Raw genomic sequence first — 16,512 nt, forward strand, 5'->3', positions numbered from 1 at the left:
CAGCTCCTGTGCTCAGTTGCGTGGCGGGCCTTTCAGATCGATAGGCGCGGCGTTGTCGGGGCGACCACGAATCAGCGATTCCGGATGCCGACCCAGGTAATCCGACAGCTCACGCAGCGAACGCGACATGCGTCCGAGTTCGTCGAGGGTTTCCGTGAGTTTCTCGCGTTGCGGCGAATCCTCGGCCAACGTGGAACTGGCGGACTGCAAGGTCTTGCTGACATCGGCGAGGGTGCTCTGCACGCCCGGCAAGGTCTTGGCGTTGAACTGCGTGAGGCCTTTGCGCAGCTCGATCAGATTGCTGTCGAGGTTATTGGCGATGCGATCAACCGGCAGCTTGTTGAGCTTGTCGACCACGGCTTCGAGTTTTTCCTGCAGTTGTTCGAGACTGCCGGGAACGGTGGGTAGAACGACCGGGCGAACGCTCGGATCGAACGCGACTTTCTCCGCTTTCGGGAAGAAGTCCAATGCGACGTACAACTGGCCGGTCAGCAGGTTGCCACTGCGCGCCTGGGCACGCAGGCCATTATCGATGAAGGTGCCCAGCAGGCGGATGCCGGCGGCTTCGTCGTTGGGGTCGTGCTTGAATTCGGTGAGCATCTTTTTGTAGGCCTGACCGAGACGCTGCGGGTAAATGACGATGCCGACGTTAAGCGGGAAGGTGCGTTTTTTCGCATCGAAATCCAGGTTGATGCCTACGACCCGGCCGATTTCCATACCGAGGAACTCGACCGGCGCATCGACCTTGAGTCCGCGCAGTGACTGCTCGAAACGCAACACCATGTATTGCGCCTTGCCATTCGGCGGGGCGAGGGCGCTCTGCTGGTCAGCGAACAGCTCGTAATCCTTGTCGTCGGCGGCGGCCACATCGTTGGGACTGTAATCCGGAGCACGGAACGCAATACCGCCCACCAGCAGGGTCGACAGCGATTCGGTCTTCACGGCAAAGCCGTTGGCACCGACATTGATATCGATGCCGCTGGCATTCCAGAAACGGGTGTTTTCGGTGACGAAGGCGTCGTTCGGCGCGTGAATGAACACCTCGATATCGACCCCTTTGCCTTCCGGGTTGAGGGCGTAAGTGACGACCTGGCCGACCGGAATCTTGCGGTAATAAACCGGTGAGCCGATGTCCAGTGAACCGAGGTCCGGCGCATGCAGCATGAAGCGCTTGCCGGGTTCGCCATAGGTGATCGGCGGCGGATTTTCCAGCCCCTTGAAGTTCTTTGCGCGGCCATCGGACTGACCGACGTCGGCGCCGATGTAGTCACCGGAAAGCAGGGTGTCGATGCCCGAAACGCCGCCGGCGCCAATGCGCGGGCGCACCACCCAGAACTGTGAATCTTCGCGCGTGAAGGTTTCCGCCTGTTTGGACAGCTTGATGGTGGCGTCGACGCTTTTCTGGTCGCCACTCAACTCGACGTCCGTCACCTGACCGATGACCACGTTGCGGTATTTGACCTCGGTCTTGTTCGCCGTCAAGCCGCTGCCGGTCTTGAAGTTGACGATGATCGTAGGACCTTCCTGCATCAGGTTGTGCACCACCAGCGAAATGCCCACCAGCACTGCCACAATCGGCACAATCCAGACGAGTGAAATGCCGAAACGGCGGGTTTTGACTGGGGCTTGGCCTGGTGCTCGCGGCTCGTCGGTGGCTGACGACTTCATCCATGTCTCCTCGATTGAATGGGCACTGAGCGTCAGGAACGCAAAAGCACCTCATCAATATAGAAGTGCTTGGCGATAGAGCAAATGTGAATAGCGCATGTGCCGCGACCTGATCGTTCCCACGCTCTGCGTGGGAATGCAGCCCGTGACGCTCCGCGTCACTGGACGCAGAGCGTCCCTTGAGGCATTCCCACGCAGAGCGTGGGAACGATCAAAGCCGGGAACGATTAGATCGTGTCAGCGCGGTTTGTACTGTCAGCCGAGCATTTCCCGCAGGCGATACCAGAACATGCCCAGTGCCAGCAGTGGCGAGCGCAAGGCCGGGCCGCCGGGGAAGGTCATGTGCGGCACGCCGCTGAACACGTCCATGCCCTGACTGTGACCGGCGTGGATCGCCTCGCCGAGCAGTTTCGCGCACCAGTGCGTGACGTTCAGGCCGTGACCGGAATAGCCCTGCGCGTAGAACACGTTCGGGTGTTGCTTGAGCCGGCCGACCTGCGGGAAGCGGTTGGCGGTGATGCCGATCTTGCCGCCCCACTGGTAATCGATGCGCACGTCCGCCAGTTGCGGGAAGACTTTGAGCATCTTCGGCCGCATATAAGCGGCGATGTCCGCCGGGTCGCGCCCGGAATAGTGGCAGGCACCGCCGAACAGCAAGCGTCGGTCCGCCGAGAGCCGGTAGTAATCGAGGCCGACTTTCTGGTCGCACACCGCCAGATTGTGCGGGATCAGTTGCGCAGCGCGTGCCTCGGACAACGGTTCGGTGGCGATGATGTAACTGCCGGCCGGCAGCACCTTGCCACTGAGTTGCTGTTCGAGCTCGTCCAGATGCGCATTGCAGCCGAGCACCAGACTGCCAGCTCGCACCGTGCCGTTTGCGCAACGCACCTGCACGGTCGGGCCGTGGATGATTTCCAGCACTTCGCTCTGCTCGAAAACCTTCACGCCGAGCGCCGCTGCCAATCGCGCTTCGCCTTGCACCAGATCCAGCGGGTGCAGATGACCGGAACCCATGTCCACCAGGCCACCGGCATAGATGTCGGAGTTGACCACCTGCTGGCGAACCTGCTCCGGGCCGATCAGTCGGGTTTCGTGGGCGTAACCGAGTTCAGCGAGGTCGACCAATTCATCCTTGAAGGCAGCGAACTGCGCCGGGGTATTGGCCAAATCGCAGAAGCCCCAGCGCAGGTCGCAATCGATGGCGTTGTCGCCGATGCGCTGCCGCACCAGCTCCACCGAATCGATACCGGCGCGCTGCAAATAACGCACGCCGTCCTGTCCGACATACTTGGCGAACCCGGTGACGTCATGACCGATCCCGCGAATCAACTGGCCGCCATTGCGCCCGCTGGCGCCCCAGCCGATGCGCCGGGCTTCGATCAACACCACCGACAATCCGCGCTGAGCCAGTTCGATAGCGGTGTTGACCCCGGTGAAGCCGCCGCCGATCACGCAGACATCGGCGGTCAGGTCACCGTCCAGCAACGGATACGGTGTGCTCGCCCGGGCCGAAGCGGCGTAGTAGGAGCGGGCGTGTTCCTGGGTGTACTGATTCATTTGTTCGACTTCACTTTGCTCCAGGACCGGGTCATCAGACGCATGATCGCCTGGGGCGGGGTGGTAGAGATGTAGAGCTTGTCGAGGACTTCTTGAGGCGGATAGACCTCAGGATTGTTGACCAGCTCCGGATCCATGTATTGCTTGGCGGCCGGGTTCGGGTTGGCGTAACCCACCGAGGCGCTGACTTTGGCGATCACTTGCGGATCGAGCAGGTAATTGATGAAGGCGTGGGCTTCTTTGGTGTTGCTCGCATCGGCCGGGATCGCCAATAGATCGAACCAGAGGTTGGCGCCTTCCTTTGGAATGGCGTAGGCGATGTTCACGCCATTCTTGGCTTCCTTGGCGCGGTTGGCGGCCTGGAACACGTCGCCGGAATAACCGAAGGCTACGCAGATATCGCCGTTGGCCAGGTCCGACACGTACTTCGAGGAATGGAAATAGGTGATGTACGGGCGGATGCTCAGCAGCTTCGCTTCCGCCTTTTTATAGTCTTCCGGGTTCTCGCTACGTGGGTCCATGCCCATGTAGTTGAGCACGGCAGGGAAGACTTCGTCGGCGGAGTCCATCATCGACACGCCGCACTGGGTGAGTTTTTTCAGGTTCTCAGGCTCGAACAGCACGGCCCACGAATCAATGTGATCGATGCCCAGCACCTGCTTGACCTTGTCGACGTTGTAACCGATGCCGTTAGTGCCCCACAGGTACGGCACCGAGTGCTCGTTGCCCGGGTCGTTTTTCTCCAGCAGCTCAAGCAGCTTCGGGTCGAGGTTTTTGAAGTTCGGCAGTTGCGCACGGTCGAGCTTGAGGAACGCGCCGGCCTTCACCTGACGCGCGAGGAAGTGGTTGGACGGCACCACCACGTCATACCCGGTGCGACCAGCGAGCAGTTTGCCTTCGAGGGTTTCGTTGGAGTCGAAAACGTCGTAGATCACCTTGATCCCGCTTTGGCTCTGGAAGTCGGCGAGGGTGGTTTCGCCGATGTAGTCGGTCCAGTTGTAGACGCTGACCTGGGGCTGGGCTTGGGCTGCGACGCTGCACATCAGGGCCAGAGCGGCGGGAACCATGGTTTTCAACAGACGCATATCTACACCTCTAATTTTTTGGATTTTTCAGGTGGTTCTTTGCTGTTTGAGCTGCCGCAATCGCGAGCAGGCTCACTCCTACATTTTGGAATGCACTCCCTGTAGGAGTGAGCCTGCTCGCGATAGCGGTGGTACTGACAACGAAGGTCTTAAACGCTCAGCATCAGGAACTCACGCTCCCACGAGCTGATCACGCGCTTGAAGTTTTCATGCTCGGCACGCTTCACCGCGACATAACCACGGACAAACTTGTCGCCGAGGTATTGCGCAACGGTTTCGCATTCTTCCATCTGCGTCAGCGCTTCCTCGATGGTGATCGGCAAGCGCAGGTTGCGGCGTTCATAGGCGCGGCCCTGTACCCCGGCACTTGGCTCGATACCTTCGACCATGCCGATGTAACCGCAGAGCAGACTCGCGGCGATCGCCAGATACGGGTTGGCATCGGCACCTGGCAGACGGTTTTCCACACGCATCGCTTCAGGGCTTGAGGTCGGCACACGCAGGCCGACGGTGCGGTTTTCTTCGCCCCATTCAACGTTGACCGGCGCCGAGGTGTCCGGCAGGAAGCGGCGGAACGAGTTGACGTTCGGCGCGAACATCGGCAGCACTTTCGGGATGTATTTCTGCAAACCACCGATGTAGTGCAGGAACAGTTCGCTCATCTGCCCGTCAGCATTGGCGAAAATCGGTTTGCCAGTGGCGATGTCCACCACGCTTTGGTGAATGTGCATGGCGCTGCCCGGCTCATCGCCGATCGGCTTGGCCATGAACGTCGCCGCAACGTTGTGCTTGAGTGCAGCCTCACGCATGGTGCGTTTGAACACGGTGATCTGGTCGGCCAGATCCAGTGCGTCGCCATGACGGAAGTTGATTTCCATCTGCGCCGGGCCGTCTTCGTGGATCAGCGTATCGAGGTCCAGACCTTGCAGTTCGCACCAGTCGTAGACGTCTTCGAACAGCGGATCGAATTCGTTGGCGGCATCGATGGAGAACGACTGCCGGCCACTTTCCGCACGGCCCGAACGGCCCAATGGTGCCTTGAGCGGCAAGTCCGGGTCTTCGCAGCGTTGGGTCAGGTAGAACTCCATTTCCGGCGCAACAATCGGCTTCCAGCCTTTGTCGGTGTACAGCTGCAAGACTTTCTTCAGCACGTTGCGCGGCGACAGTTCGATCGGGTTGCCGAACTTGTCGAAGGTGTCGTGGATAACGATGGCGGTCGGTTCGATCGCCCACGGAATCACGTAGACCGCGTCAGCCACGGGCTTGCAGACCATGTCGATATCGGCAGGATCGAGCAGGTCGTAGTAGATGTCGTCGTCGACAAAATCCCCGGTTACCGTTTGCAGCAGCACACTTTCCGGCAGGCGCATGCCTCGCTCATGCAGGAACTTGTTGGTCGGTGCGATCTTGCCGCGGGCAATGCCGGTCAGGTCGCTGACCACACATTCGACTTCGGTAATCTTGTGATCTTTCAGCCACGTGAACAGCTGATCGAAAGGGGCATTCATAAAGACCTCGTTATTGGTTTTATAGACGCCGGGGAGGGCGGGTTTCATCTTCCGCCCCTTCCCCTGTGGCGCGTTGACGACTATCTTGGGCGAGCCTTGCAGTTCCATCTATCCACTTTAAGCAGCACCAAAGCGCACCAAAAGAGTGCGCAAGGTCACCCCATGACAACGTGCAATCCACTACAAGTCCAAGCGTTCAACACCGCCGATGTGGCCGAACAAGTCCGCGCGACACCAGGCTGGGTTCAGCATTACCAACAGATGTCGCCGGGCCATTTCGCCGGGCAGATCCGCTATCTGGATCTGCAGGGTGTCGAGGTCTATGAAGAGCAGATGAACACCCGGGTCGAGCAGAATTTCAGTGCGCCATCGGGTGCTCTGGCGTTCTGTTTTGATCGCAGTGACAACGCGCTGTACCTGCTCAATGAAGAGAGCCGCAACATCTGGATCACCCCGGAGAACTATCAGGAAATTGCCGTGGTGTTCGGTCCGGAGTTTGTCCGTCAGCACGGTCTGGATGTGGCGAAACTCGAAGGCTTGTTCATGACGCAACTCAATTGCGGGCAGAACGCCTTGTTCAGTAAATGGTTAAGCTCAACTCTCACGAAGTTGTCGCAAGCTGTTGATCCTCTTGATAAAGATGCACTTGCCCAGCAGCTGCTGGAAGACTGTCTGTTCATTCTCGACAACGCTCACACCAGCCTCGATCGCGGTGGCTTACAGCGTCGTACCGAGGAACGGATGATCATGAAACGGGTGGGAGAGTGGGCGGCGGATTCGCCGGAAGACACGGTCAATCTGCTGGAGCTTTCGCAAGTGGCCGGGGTGCCGTTGCGGCAATTGCAGCAGGCGTTCAAGGCCTACACCGGGATGACCCCGAGTCACTGGCTGCGCCTGCGCCGATTGAACAGCGCACACCGCGAATTGCTCAAACGTCGGCCCACCGAAACCACCGTCGCCGAAGTGGCGATGCAGTGGTCGTTCTGGCATTTGGGAAGGTTTTCCAGCAGTTACCGGGCGTTGTTCAAGGAGTTGCCGAGCGAGACCTTGAAGCGCTCATGAATGCCGTCGTGGATAAAAAGGCTTTGTGTCGGCGCGCAAGTTAAATAGAATCACTCTCATTTGAAGCTGACTTCGCGCAGGACTCTTGAGATGACTGAAGCAGCGACGCCATCGCCGCAGCACCTGCACGAACTGTATCGCGATCACCGGGGCTGGCTGGAAACCTGGCTGCGGCGGCGCATGGGCAATGCCTGGGATGCGGCGGATTTGAGTCAGGACACCTTTCTGCGCGTGCTGTGCAGCGCTCAGCCGATTACCGATATGCGCGAGCCGCGGGCGTATTTGCTGACCGTCGGCAAACGCCTGCTGAGCAACTTCTACACCCGCCGTAGCCTGGAAAAAGCCTACCTCGAAGCCCTCGCGCAATTGCCTGAAGAGTGCGTGCCTTCGCCTGAACAGCGCTGGCTGCTGCTGGAAACCCTGCAAGCGCTGGACGAACTGCTCGATGGTTTGCCCCGAGCCGTGCGCCGGGCCTTTCTCTTGAGTCAGCTTGAAGGCCTCGGTTATCGCGAAATCGCCGAGCGCCTGCAGGTCTCAGAGCGCACAATAAAACGTTATATGGCAATGGCCTACGAGCATTGTTTGATGTTGGATCTATGATGCGCGTTGCGCCCAACACCGAAGCGCGTGAAGTCGCGCGTGCCGCCGCACAGTGGTTGGCATTGCTCGAGTCCGGCGAAGCCAGTGAAGCCGATCACGTGCGCCTTAAGAGCTGGCGCGACAGCGATAGCCGCCATGAAAACGCCTGGCAGAAGATTCAATTACTGCGCCAGCGCTTTTCCAGTCTGCCAGCAGAATTGGCCATGGCCACACTCGATCGCCCGGATCTGGCGCGGCGTGCAGCATTGAAAAAGGCGCTGGGTCTGGCGGCTTTGGTGCCGACGGCGTGGTTGATCAGTCGCCAGTTGCCACTCGACGTCTGGCGCGCAGATTTGCAGACTTCCACCGGCGAGCACACGCGAACACGGCTGGCCGACGGCAGCACCTTGCAGCTGAACACCGCCAGTGCGGTGAACGTCGATCTGGCCAGCCGTCAGTTGACGCTGGTGCGCGGCGAAATGGCGCTCAACGTTCCGGGTAGCACGACATTGACGGTCAACGCGCCGTACGGTCGGATCATTGTCAGCCGCAGCGAAATCTGCGTGCGCCTCAACGAGCGTGACTGCAACGTGTCGGTCGTCAGCGGCTCGGTGCAATTGCAGCCGTTGCACGGGCCGGCGCTGCAGTTGAACGCCGGGCAACAGGTCAGCCTGCAAGCTTCTGGCGCCGGCCCCGTCGCGCTGTTCGACGCCAAAATGCCGGGCTGGCGTGACGGTGTGTTAATGGCGCAAAACCAGCCGTTGGGGGATTTCCTGCGCGAGTTGAGCCGTTATCGCTCGGGGCTGCTGCGCTGGGAGCCGGCACTTGAAAGTTTGCGGGTCACCGGCAGTTTCCGCCTCGACGACACCGATAAAGTGCTGGCCCTGCTGGCGGCGAGCCTGCCGTTGGAGGTGCATTCGCGCACGCGTTTCTGGGTAACGCTGGCGCCGCGAAAAAATATCGTCTGAAGCCTGTCCCTTTTTTTCGCCTCACCGGTCATTGCAGGTAAGTGAACAAAATCGAGAGCTTCTTCCAATGCCCGCAGTATTCCCAAGTCGTTTGCGTCCGTTGTTGCAGTTGAGCCTCCTGCTGAGCCTGAGTGCCAGCCCTGTGTTGATTCAATCCAGTTGGGCCGAAGACGCCCGGCGCAGCTATCAGGTGCCGGCTGGCAGCCTGAGTGCAGTGTTGACAAGATTTGCCGGTTTGGCCGGGGTCAATCTGTCGGTCGATCCGGCACTGGTGAGTGGCCGCAACAGCAACGGTTTGTCGGGCGAGTTTGGCGTGGAGGAGGGATTCACCCGGTTGTTGCTGGGTTCCGGTCTGCAACTGCAACCGCTGGGCGAGCAGGCCTACACATTGATTCCAGCCGCCGAGGGCAGCAGCCTGCAACTGGCGCCGACGTCGATTCTTGGTGCCACCGGTTCAAGTGATGCCGATGTGTTTGCCGGCGGCCAGGTTGCGCGGCGCGGCTCTCAGGGTTTGCTGGGGTCGAAAGACTTCATGGAAACCCCGTTCAGCATGACCACTTACACCAGCGAAGCCGTGAAAAACCAGCAGGCACGCACGCTGGGCGATCTGATCGCCAGCGACCCTTCGGTGCGCGCGACCAACCCGGCCGGTGGCCGCTACGAGCAGTTCACCATCCGTGGTTTCAGTCTGTTCAACAGCGACGTCGCCTATAACGGCCTCTATGGGGTGCTGCCGACTTACACGATCGATATGGAAATGGCCGATCGCGTCGATATTCTGAAAGGCCCGAGCCAACTCATTAACGGGATCTCGCCGCGGGGCAGTGTCGGCGGGGGGATCAACGTGGTGCCCAAGCGTGCCACCGACAAACCGATCACCTCGCTGACGGCCAATTATGCGTCGAACAATCAGGTGGGCGGCGCGGTGGATGTCGGCCGGCGGTTCGGTGAGGACAATCAGTTCGGCCTGCGCTTCAACGGCGTCAAACAATCCGGTGATACCGAGTGGGATCATCAAAGTGTCGACCGTGACATGGCCGTGCTCGGTCTGGATTTTCGCGGTGAGCGCTTGCGACTTTCGACCGACATCGGCCACACCGAGCGCGATACCGACGCGCCGCAAGAGCGCGTGCAAGTCGCCGCCAATGCCAAGGTTCCGAGCGCGAACAAGGTGCATCGCAACTACGCGCAACCGTGGAGCCAGGCGAAAACCGAGGACACATTCGGCACAGTCAACGCCGAGTTCGACGTCAATGATTCGGTGATGCTGTACGGCGGCGTCGGCGCGCGCAAAAGTAATCATGACTTCTTGCGCCACGCCGTTTCCGTCACCAACGATGCCGGTGATTTCAGCGTACTGCCGCGCGACTTCACCCGCGACGAAAACGTGCGCACGGCCACGGCCGGCGTGCGCAACTGGTTCCATACCGGGCCGGTGAGCCATGAGGTCAACCTCGCGGCCAGCTACTTCTACATGGATTTCGAGAACGGCGGCGCACGTTACGCGGCAGGGCGCAGCAACCTGTATGAACCGGTGGAAACGGCTAAACCCGGCACGCCGACACGCAATGACGCCAAGGTCTACACGGAAAACCGCTTCAGCGGCGTGGCCTTGTCCGACACGCTGGACTTTTTCGATGATCGACTGTTGCTGACCCTCGGTGCGCGCTGGCAGCGGGTGAAAGTTGATGACTGGAGCGATGACGTTAAAGGCGACACGGCTTACGACGAAGAAAAGGTCTCGCCATCGGGCGGGATTCTGTTCAAGGCCACGGACCGATTGTCGCTGTACGCCAACTACATGGAAGGCCTGAGCCAAGGCAAGATCGCGCCGTCGACTTCCATCAACGAAGACGAAATCTTCCCGCCATTTATTAGCCGCCAGGTTGAAGTCGGTGCCAAGTACGATGCCGGCGCCTACGCGTTGACCGCTGCGGTATTTCGCATCAAGCAACCGGCGTACGAAACCAACGCCACCACGCGAGTCTTCGGGCCCAATGGCAAGCGCGAGAACAATGGCGTGGAGTTGAGCGTGTTCGGCGAACCGCTCAAAGGCGTCCGCTTGCTCGGTGGCGTGATGTACATCGACAGCGAATTGACCAAGACCACCAATGGCACCTTCGACGGCAATCGCGCGCCGGCGACGCCCAAATACAACGTCAATCTGGGCGCAGAGTGGGACGTGCCGACTGTGCAGGGGCTGACGCTGACAACCCGTGGCATCTATTCCAGTTCGCAGTATCTGGATCAGTCTAACGACAAGGAAATCGATTCCTGGGAGCGCTTCGACGTAGGGACGCGCTATGCCTTCAAGGTTGACGACAAAACCATCACCTTGCGCGGGAATATCGAGAACGTGCTGGATAAGCGTTATTGGAGTTCGGCAGGCGCTTCGGATGACAGTGAGCCGGGATTGACGTTGTCGACACCGAGAACCTATCTGCTTTCAGCGACGGTGGACTTCTGATTCCACTCGGCAAATCCAAAGCAATCGGGAGTGCTATCAGCGAGCTGACCCACTCTCAGAGTGATGTCCTGACCACCAATGGACAGTCAACTCGCTGAGTTCCCGATAGCTCCAGGGTCTCGATCAGATGACGTGCAGCCTGGCACCCAATTTCGTAGTACGGCAGTTGCACGGTGGTCAGCGGCGGGATGAACAACTCGGCAATGCCGATCATGTTGTCGTAGCCGAGCACGGCGACATCGTCGGGAATTTTCAGGCCGCGCCCCAACAACAGCTGATAGGCACAAAAGGCAATGCGGTCGTTGCCACAGATCAGAATATCGAATTGGGGACGACCATCAATGACATGCCGGTCGAGGATAGCGGCTGTTTCACCATAGGCATCATGATCGGAAAGGTCGTATTGCAGGACTGTGTCAGGCGCCAGTCCGAATGCCTGACAGGCACGCTGCAGGCCTTTTTGTCGCAGCCCCCATGCCAGACTCTGTTTCGGCAGATTGATACACAGAGGACGTTTGTAGCCGAGGCTCAATGCGTGGTGTACGGCGCGGTACTGGCCCATTTCGTCGTCGGGTACATAGCTGACGAGGTCGCTGTCATCTGCCAGACAATTGGCGAGCACCAGAGGCTTGCTCTTCAAGCGCTCGGGAATGCTGACCTGGCGAAACCCCATGGCGCTGAAGATCAAGCCGTCTGGACGGTGCGACAGCATCAGATCGATGTTCTGGTCGGTGGGTGGGTTGCTTAGCAGGTTGAGGATAAAGACATTCCAGCCGGCCTGCTGCGCGGTCTGTTCAATGGACAGCAGCAGCTCGACCGCGAAGGGCGTGGTCGCAGTGTCCAGCGCGAACACGCCGATGGTGCGCGACTGCAGGTTGTCACCGCGCATCTTGCGCGCTGACAGGCTGGGTACGAATTGCAGTTCATCAATGGCACGACGCACCCGTAGGAGGGTTTCGGGGCTCAGTTTTTCCGGAGTATTGAGCGCTCGAGACACCGTCATCAGGGACACGCCGGCCAGTTGTGCAACGTCTTTCACTGAAGTCATGCGAAGTGCGGCCGGTCAGGTTGACGCAGAATCATGACACAGGGCCCGGGCTTCTCGCGACCCGTATGACGCCGCTCATGACCATCCAGAACCGAGCGGCCATGCCTTGGCAATAGAGACGCGGCCGCCACTCCCGCTGGCCATCAGCTTCACACCCAGACTGTCGGAGCTCGGATAGAGGCGACTGCTGAGGCTGAAGCGGCCGTTTTCGTCGAACACCTCGATGGACGAGCGATCAAGAAAAACGCGCAGCTCGAGTCGCTCTTGCGCCGGGTCTATCGAGACGCTGCGCTGGCCGGTGACTTGCGCACCCGAGCGGCTACGGTCAAGCACCAGGCGCTGCAGTGATGCATCGTAATAGAGCAGGGTTTCTTCACGGCCGTCGTCGCTGCAGCGCAAGGCGACTCCCACGTGGCCGTCAGTGCAGCCGAGCAGATCCAGATGCACATGGAGTTCGAGCATATCGCCCTTCATATCCGGTACCCAGCGGCTTCCCGACGCTTCCCACCACGGCGTCCCCGGCAATTGCGTCATTCGCAGCGCGCTGAGCTCCCGTGCCGGATACACGCAAAGGCGATCGGCGCACAGCTCCAATTCGCGGGGCAATCCGAGCATGCCGCACCAGTGATGGGCCTGGCTCGGCATCGGGCTTTCCCACATGTCCAGCCATGCCCAGACGAGGCGCCGACCATCGGCGGCCAACAGCGTTTGCGCCGCATAGAAATCATGGCCGTTATCCAGCTCGATAAAAGGCCCGCCGGTGAAGTGCCACTGGTTGTCGAGCTGGCCCACTCGATAACCGGTCTGGTACTTGTTGAGCCGGTCATAACCGTCGGCTTGCATGCCTTGTGGTGAGTACAGCAGCACATCGCGTCCATTCAGTCGAAACAGGTCCGGGCATTCCCACATATAGCCATCGCCCTCGCTGCCGGCGGACACATAGTCGAGGAATTCCCAGACGTGCAGATCCGTGGACCGGTACAACGGCAGCAGCGGCCTGTCGCCCAAACGTGCGCCGGCAATCAGGTACCAATAGCCATCCGCCTGCCAGACCTTGGGGTCACGAAAGTGCATGATGGCGTCTTGCGGCGCGCTGTCGATGACGGCCCCGTGTTTGACGAAGCGGATGCCATCGGTACTGGTTGCCAGGCACTGCACTTGACGGATCAAGCGTTCATCCCCCACTTCGCCCAGCCAGGTATGCCCGGTGTAGATCAAGGCCAGGGTATCGCCACAGACCACGGCGCTACCGGAAAAACAGCCGTCGTGGTCGCAGTCATCGCCGGGTGCCAGCGCAATGGGCAGGTGCTGCCAATGCACCAGATCGGCACTCTTGGCGTGGCCCCAATACATCGGCCCCCATTTCGCGTCGAAGGGGTGATGCTGATAGAACACGTGATATTCGCCACGAAAGTACACGACCCCGTTCGGATCGTTCATCCAGCCTGCCGGCGGGGCAATATGATAACCGGGTCGATAATCCTCGATGACGCGAGACTGGCTGTCAGCGAGTGCGCGCTGCGCAAGGTCATGGGTCGAAGACATGGGATCGCTCTGGGTATTCACAGACAAGGTCATAGGGCGTGTGCTCGGATTGAGCGTGGAGAGAGGTCATCCGCCACGGATTCAATGGCGTGCGGCTGGTGCTTCAATGCCGTGCCGTCGCTGTCGAACAGGTGGATCTTGGCGATGTCCAGTTGCAGTTCGACCCGATCGCCTGCCTGCCAACCGGCGTTGACTTCACAACGACAGATCAGCGGCTCGTCCTGACCTGTATCGAGGTGCACATAGGTTTCACTGCCTAGGTATTCGACACCGGTCACGACGACACCAGCCGTTCCCGGCGCCGCTTTGAGCGACAGGTGTTCCGGGCGAACGCCCAGGCTCAGCGCGGTGTCTGCCGCCAGGTTCGAGCTGTCGAAGGGCAGGGTGGTCATCCCCAAAACGGCAGCATCGACCAGGCTGGTTTCGCCCGGCGCCTGTAGGCGGGCCGCCAGGAAATTCATTTTCGGCGAACCGAGAAAACCGGCGACAAAGCGGCTGGCCGGGCGCTCATAGAGTTCGCGCGGTGAGCCGACCTGCTCGATATGGCCGCCATTGAGCACGACAATTTTGTCGGCCAGGGTCATCGCTTCGACCTGATCGTGAGTGACGTAGATCATGGTCGAGCCCAATCGGTCATGCAGTCGGGCGATTTCGTTGCGCATCTGCACCCGCAAGGAGGCATCCAGGTTGGACAGCGGCTCATCGAACAACAGAATGTCCGGTTCCCGCGCCATGGCCCGGCCCATGGCCACACGCTGACGCTGCCCTCCAGACAGTTCTTTTGGTTTGCGTTGCAGCAGTTTGTCCAATTGCAGGATTTGCGCGGTTTTCAGTACGCGCTCGCGCAGGCTGCTCTTTTCAGTCTTGGCCAGTTTGAGACCAAAACTGATGTTGTCGTAGACGCTCATGTGCGGGTACAGCGCATAGGACTGAAATACCATGCCGACGCCACGCTCACGCGGTTCCAGATCGTTGACCCGGCGCCCGTCGATCAACAGATCACCGGCGCAGATCGAATCCAGTCCGGCGATCAGTCGCAGCAGTGTCGACTTTCCGCAGCCCGAAGGGCCGACGAAGACCACGAATTCACCCGCCGCAATCTCCAGGTTGATGTCGCGAAGAATCCGCGCGCCGCCCAATTGTTTGTTGACGTTGTCCAGTTTCAATTTGATCACGATGCGGTTCCTTGTCTTTGTTGGGCATCAACCCTTTAACGCGCCGGCAGTGAGACCGGAAACGATTCGGCGCTGGAAGATCAGCACCAGAATCACCAGTGGGACGGTGACCAGCACCGAGGCGGCCATCAACAAGCCCCAAGGCAATTCATGGGGGCTGCCGCCGGAAATCAAGGCGATGGCAACCGGCACCGTGCGTTGGCTGTCGGTGAGGGTGAAGGTCAGGGCAAACAGAAACTCGTTCCACGCGGCGATGAAGGCCAGCAAGCCAGTGGTGACCAGGGCGGGCCAGAGTAGCGGCAACAACACGCGGGTCAGCGTCACCCAGGGCGACGCACCATCCATGATTGCCGCTTCCTCCAGCTCATGGGGGAGTTGCCCCATGAACGTGGTCAGCACCCAGACGGTGAAGGGCAGAGTGAAAATCGTGTAGCTGAGGATCAACGCCCACGAGGTGTTGTACAGACCCAAGGCGCGGATCACTTCGAACAGTCCCGACAGCACCGCGACCTGGGGAAACATCGACACGCCAAGGACCATCATCAACACCGTGCCACGCCCACGGAATTTCACTCGGCCCAAGGCATAGGCAGCGGTCAGGCTGAGGAACAGCGCCAATGTCACCACGCACAGCGCAACCACCAGCGAATTACCGATCGCTCGCAGGAATGAGGCCTGGTGGAGGACCGCCGCGTAATTGGAAAAGTCGGGATTTTCGATCCAGTAACTCACCTCGAACAACGCGCTGGAGGGCTTCAGCGACGTCACAATGGCGTAGTAGAAAGGGAACACCGCATACAGCAGCAAAACCCCGATCAGACACCAGAATCCGAGGCGCAACAGCGCTTTTTTCAGCAGGCGCGGGCTCATGCGCGGACCTCCAGTTGACGGCGTCCGAGGTAGAGATAAAGCATGGCGATCACCGCGACCACCAGAAACAACAGCGTCGACGCCGCGCTGCCGTAACCGACGTCCTGGAACTCCACCAGGTGCTGGCGGGCATACACCGACATGCTCATGGTGCTCGACGAGTTCGAAGTCAGCACATAGATGACGTCGAATACCCGCAAGGAATCAAGGATGCGGAAGATCGCCGCCACCAGCAGTGCAGGCATCAACAGTGGCAGGGTGACGCGCCAGAACACCTTCAGCGGATGAATGCCATCGACCCTGGCCGCTTCGTAGCAATCGCTCGGCAACATCTGCAAGGCCGCGAGCATCAGCAGCGTGACGAAGGGCACGGTCTTCCAGACGTCAACAATGATCACCGCCCACATCGACAGATCGGCATCTGCCGTCCAGGCCAGGGGGGCGTCAATCAGGCCGAGGCTGAGCATCAGGTGATTGATGATGCCGAACTGGTCGTTAAGCATCCATGACCAGATCTTCGCCGAGACAATCGTCGGAATCGCCCACGGAATCAGAATCAACGCCCGCACCAGCGAACGGCCGGTGAACTTGATGTTCAGCAGCAACGCCACCAACAGCCCCAGGACGACTTCCAGCCCCACCGAGACCACCGTGAAATACAACGTGTTGCGCACCGCATTCCACCACTGTGGATCGACGAGGATGCCCGACCAGCCGGACTCGCTGAACAGCAGATAATTGCTCAAACCTATGAAGGTTGCGCTACCGGTGTCGGCCAGGCTGGCGTCGGTCAGGCTGAACCAGAATGTGCGCAGCAGCGGCCACGCAGCCACCAGGGCCAGGCAGATCAGCATTGGCGTCAGAAACAGCCAGGCAGCGCGCCCCCGGCGCCGTTGTACAGGCGTTTCCTTCGTGAGCAGAAGCTCGTCAAACGGGGCATGGGTCGTAGAGACAGACATGGTGATTTCCTTCCTTGTGGC

General features: G+C 59.8%; 13 protein-coding genes. 4 read left to right on the forward strand and 9 right to left on the reverse strand.

Annotated features, from left to right (window positions below; genetic code table 11):
* Positions 1-12: 12 nt before the first annotated feature.
* From KBP52_RS03110 to KBP52_RS03125, 4 genes are all read right to left on the reverse strand, one after another.
* Positions 13-1,668 carry an MlaD family protein gene (locus KBP52_RS03110; RefSeq protein ID WP_116030355.1) on the reverse strand — a complete coding sequence of 552 codons (1,656 nt, stop codon included), beginning with the start codon at positions 1,666-1,668 and terminating at the stop codon, positions 13-15.
* Positions 1,669-1,923: 255 nt separating this feature from the next.
* A complete protein-coding gene (locus KBP52_RS03115) occupies positions 1,924-3,225 on the reverse strand; it encodes an FAD-binding oxidoreductase (protein WP_212622024.1) in 1,302 nt (433 codons plus the stop codon).
* Positions 3,222-4,310 carry a polyamine ABC transporter substrate-binding protein gene (locus tag KBP52_RS03120; RefSeq protein WP_212622025.1) on the reverse strand — a complete coding sequence of 363 codons (1,089 nt, stop codon included), beginning with the start codon at positions 4,308-4,310 and terminating at the stop codon, positions 3,222-3,224. The genes KBP52_RS03115 and KBP52_RS03120 overlap by 4 nt, the downstream gene beginning before the upstream one ends.
* A 149-nt stretch (positions 4,311-4,459) precedes the next feature.
* Complete coding sequence (locus KBP52_RS03125) at positions 4,460-5,818, reverse strand: glutamine synthetase family protein (RefSeq protein WP_038361335.1); 1,359 nt, start codon at positions 5,816-5,818, stop codon at positions 4,460-4,462.
* Between the two features lie 162 nt (positions 5,819-5,980).
* Here KBP52_RS03125 and KBP52_RS03130 point away from each other — a divergent pair, with 162 nt between their 5' ends.
* From KBP52_RS03130 to KBP52_RS03145, 4 genes are all read left to right on the forward strand, one after another.
* Positions 5,981-6,880: a helix-turn-helix domain-containing protein gene (locus KBP52_RS03130; RefSeq protein WP_212622026.1), complete on the forward strand. Its 900-nt coding sequence runs from the start codon at positions 5,981-5,983 to the stop codon at positions 6,878-6,880.
* A gap of 90 nt (positions 6,881-6,970) precedes the next feature.
* Positions 6,971-7,480 (forward strand): sigma-70 family RNA polymerase sigma factor, encoded by a 510-nt coding sequence (locus tag KBP52_RS03135; RefSeq protein WP_212622027.1) that lies wholly within the window; start codon positions 6,971-6,973, stop codon positions 7,478-7,480.
* Positions 7,477-8,427: a FecR domain-containing protein gene (locus tag KBP52_RS03140; RefSeq protein ID WP_212622028.1), complete on the forward strand. Its 951-nt coding sequence runs from the start codon at positions 7,477-7,479 to the stop codon at positions 8,425-8,427. The genes KBP52_RS03135 and KBP52_RS03140 overlap by 4 nt, the downstream gene beginning before the upstream one ends.
* 67 nt (positions 8,428-8,494) lie before the next feature.
* Positions 8,495-10,894 (forward strand): TonB-dependent receptor, encoded by a 2,400-nt coding sequence (locus KBP52_RS03145; protein WP_212622029.1) that lies wholly within the window; start codon positions 8,495-8,497, stop codon positions 10,892-10,894.
* 55 nt (positions 10,895-10,949) lie between these two features.
* Here the strand turns inward: KBP52_RS03145 and KBP52_RS03150 are convergent, their stop codons facing one another.
* The 5 genes from KBP52_RS03150 to KBP52_RS03170 form a co-directional block, all read right to left on the reverse strand.
* Positions 10,950-11,942 carry a LacI family DNA-binding transcriptional regulator gene (locus KBP52_RS03150; RefSeq protein ID WP_212622030.1) on the reverse strand — a complete coding sequence of 331 codons (993 nt, stop codon included), beginning with the start codon at positions 11,940-11,942 and terminating at the stop codon, positions 10,950-10,952.
* 75 nt (positions 11,943-12,017) lie between these two features.
* A complete protein-coding gene (locus KBP52_RS03155) occupies positions 12,018-13,520 on the reverse strand; it encodes a glycoside hydrolase family 32 protein (protein ID WP_212622031.1) in 1,503 nt (500 codons plus the stop codon).
* Complete coding sequence (gene ugpC, locus KBP52_RS03160) at positions 13,517-14,662, reverse strand: sn-glycerol-3-phosphate ABC transporter ATP-binding protein UgpC (RefSeq protein WP_212622032.1); 1,146 nt, start codon at positions 14,660-14,662, stop codon at positions 13,517-13,519. Before ugpC ends, KBP52_RS03155 begins: the two co-directional genes overlap by 4 nt.
* 27 nt (positions 14,663-14,689) lie before the next feature.
* Positions 14,690-15,532 (reverse strand): carbohydrate ABC transporter permease, encoded by an 843-nt coding sequence (locus KBP52_RS03165; RefSeq protein ID WP_007910217.1) that lies wholly within the window; start codon positions 15,530-15,532, stop codon positions 14,690-14,692.
* Positions 15,529-16,491: a sugar ABC transporter permease gene (locus tag KBP52_RS03170; protein ID WP_212622033.1), complete on the reverse strand. Its 963-nt coding sequence runs from the start codon at positions 16,489-16,491 to the stop codon at positions 15,529-15,531. The genes KBP52_RS03165 and KBP52_RS03170 overlap by 4 nt, the downstream gene beginning before the upstream one ends.
* Positions 16,492-16,512 lie beyond the last annotated feature (21 nt).

The sequence above is a fragment of the Pseudomonas sp. SCA2728.1_7 genome (genome assembly GCF_018138145.1).
In the GTDB taxonomy this organism is placed as follows: Bacteria; Pseudomonadota; Gammaproteobacteria; order Pseudomonadales; family Pseudomonadaceae; genus Aquipseudomonas; species Aquipseudomonas koreensis_A.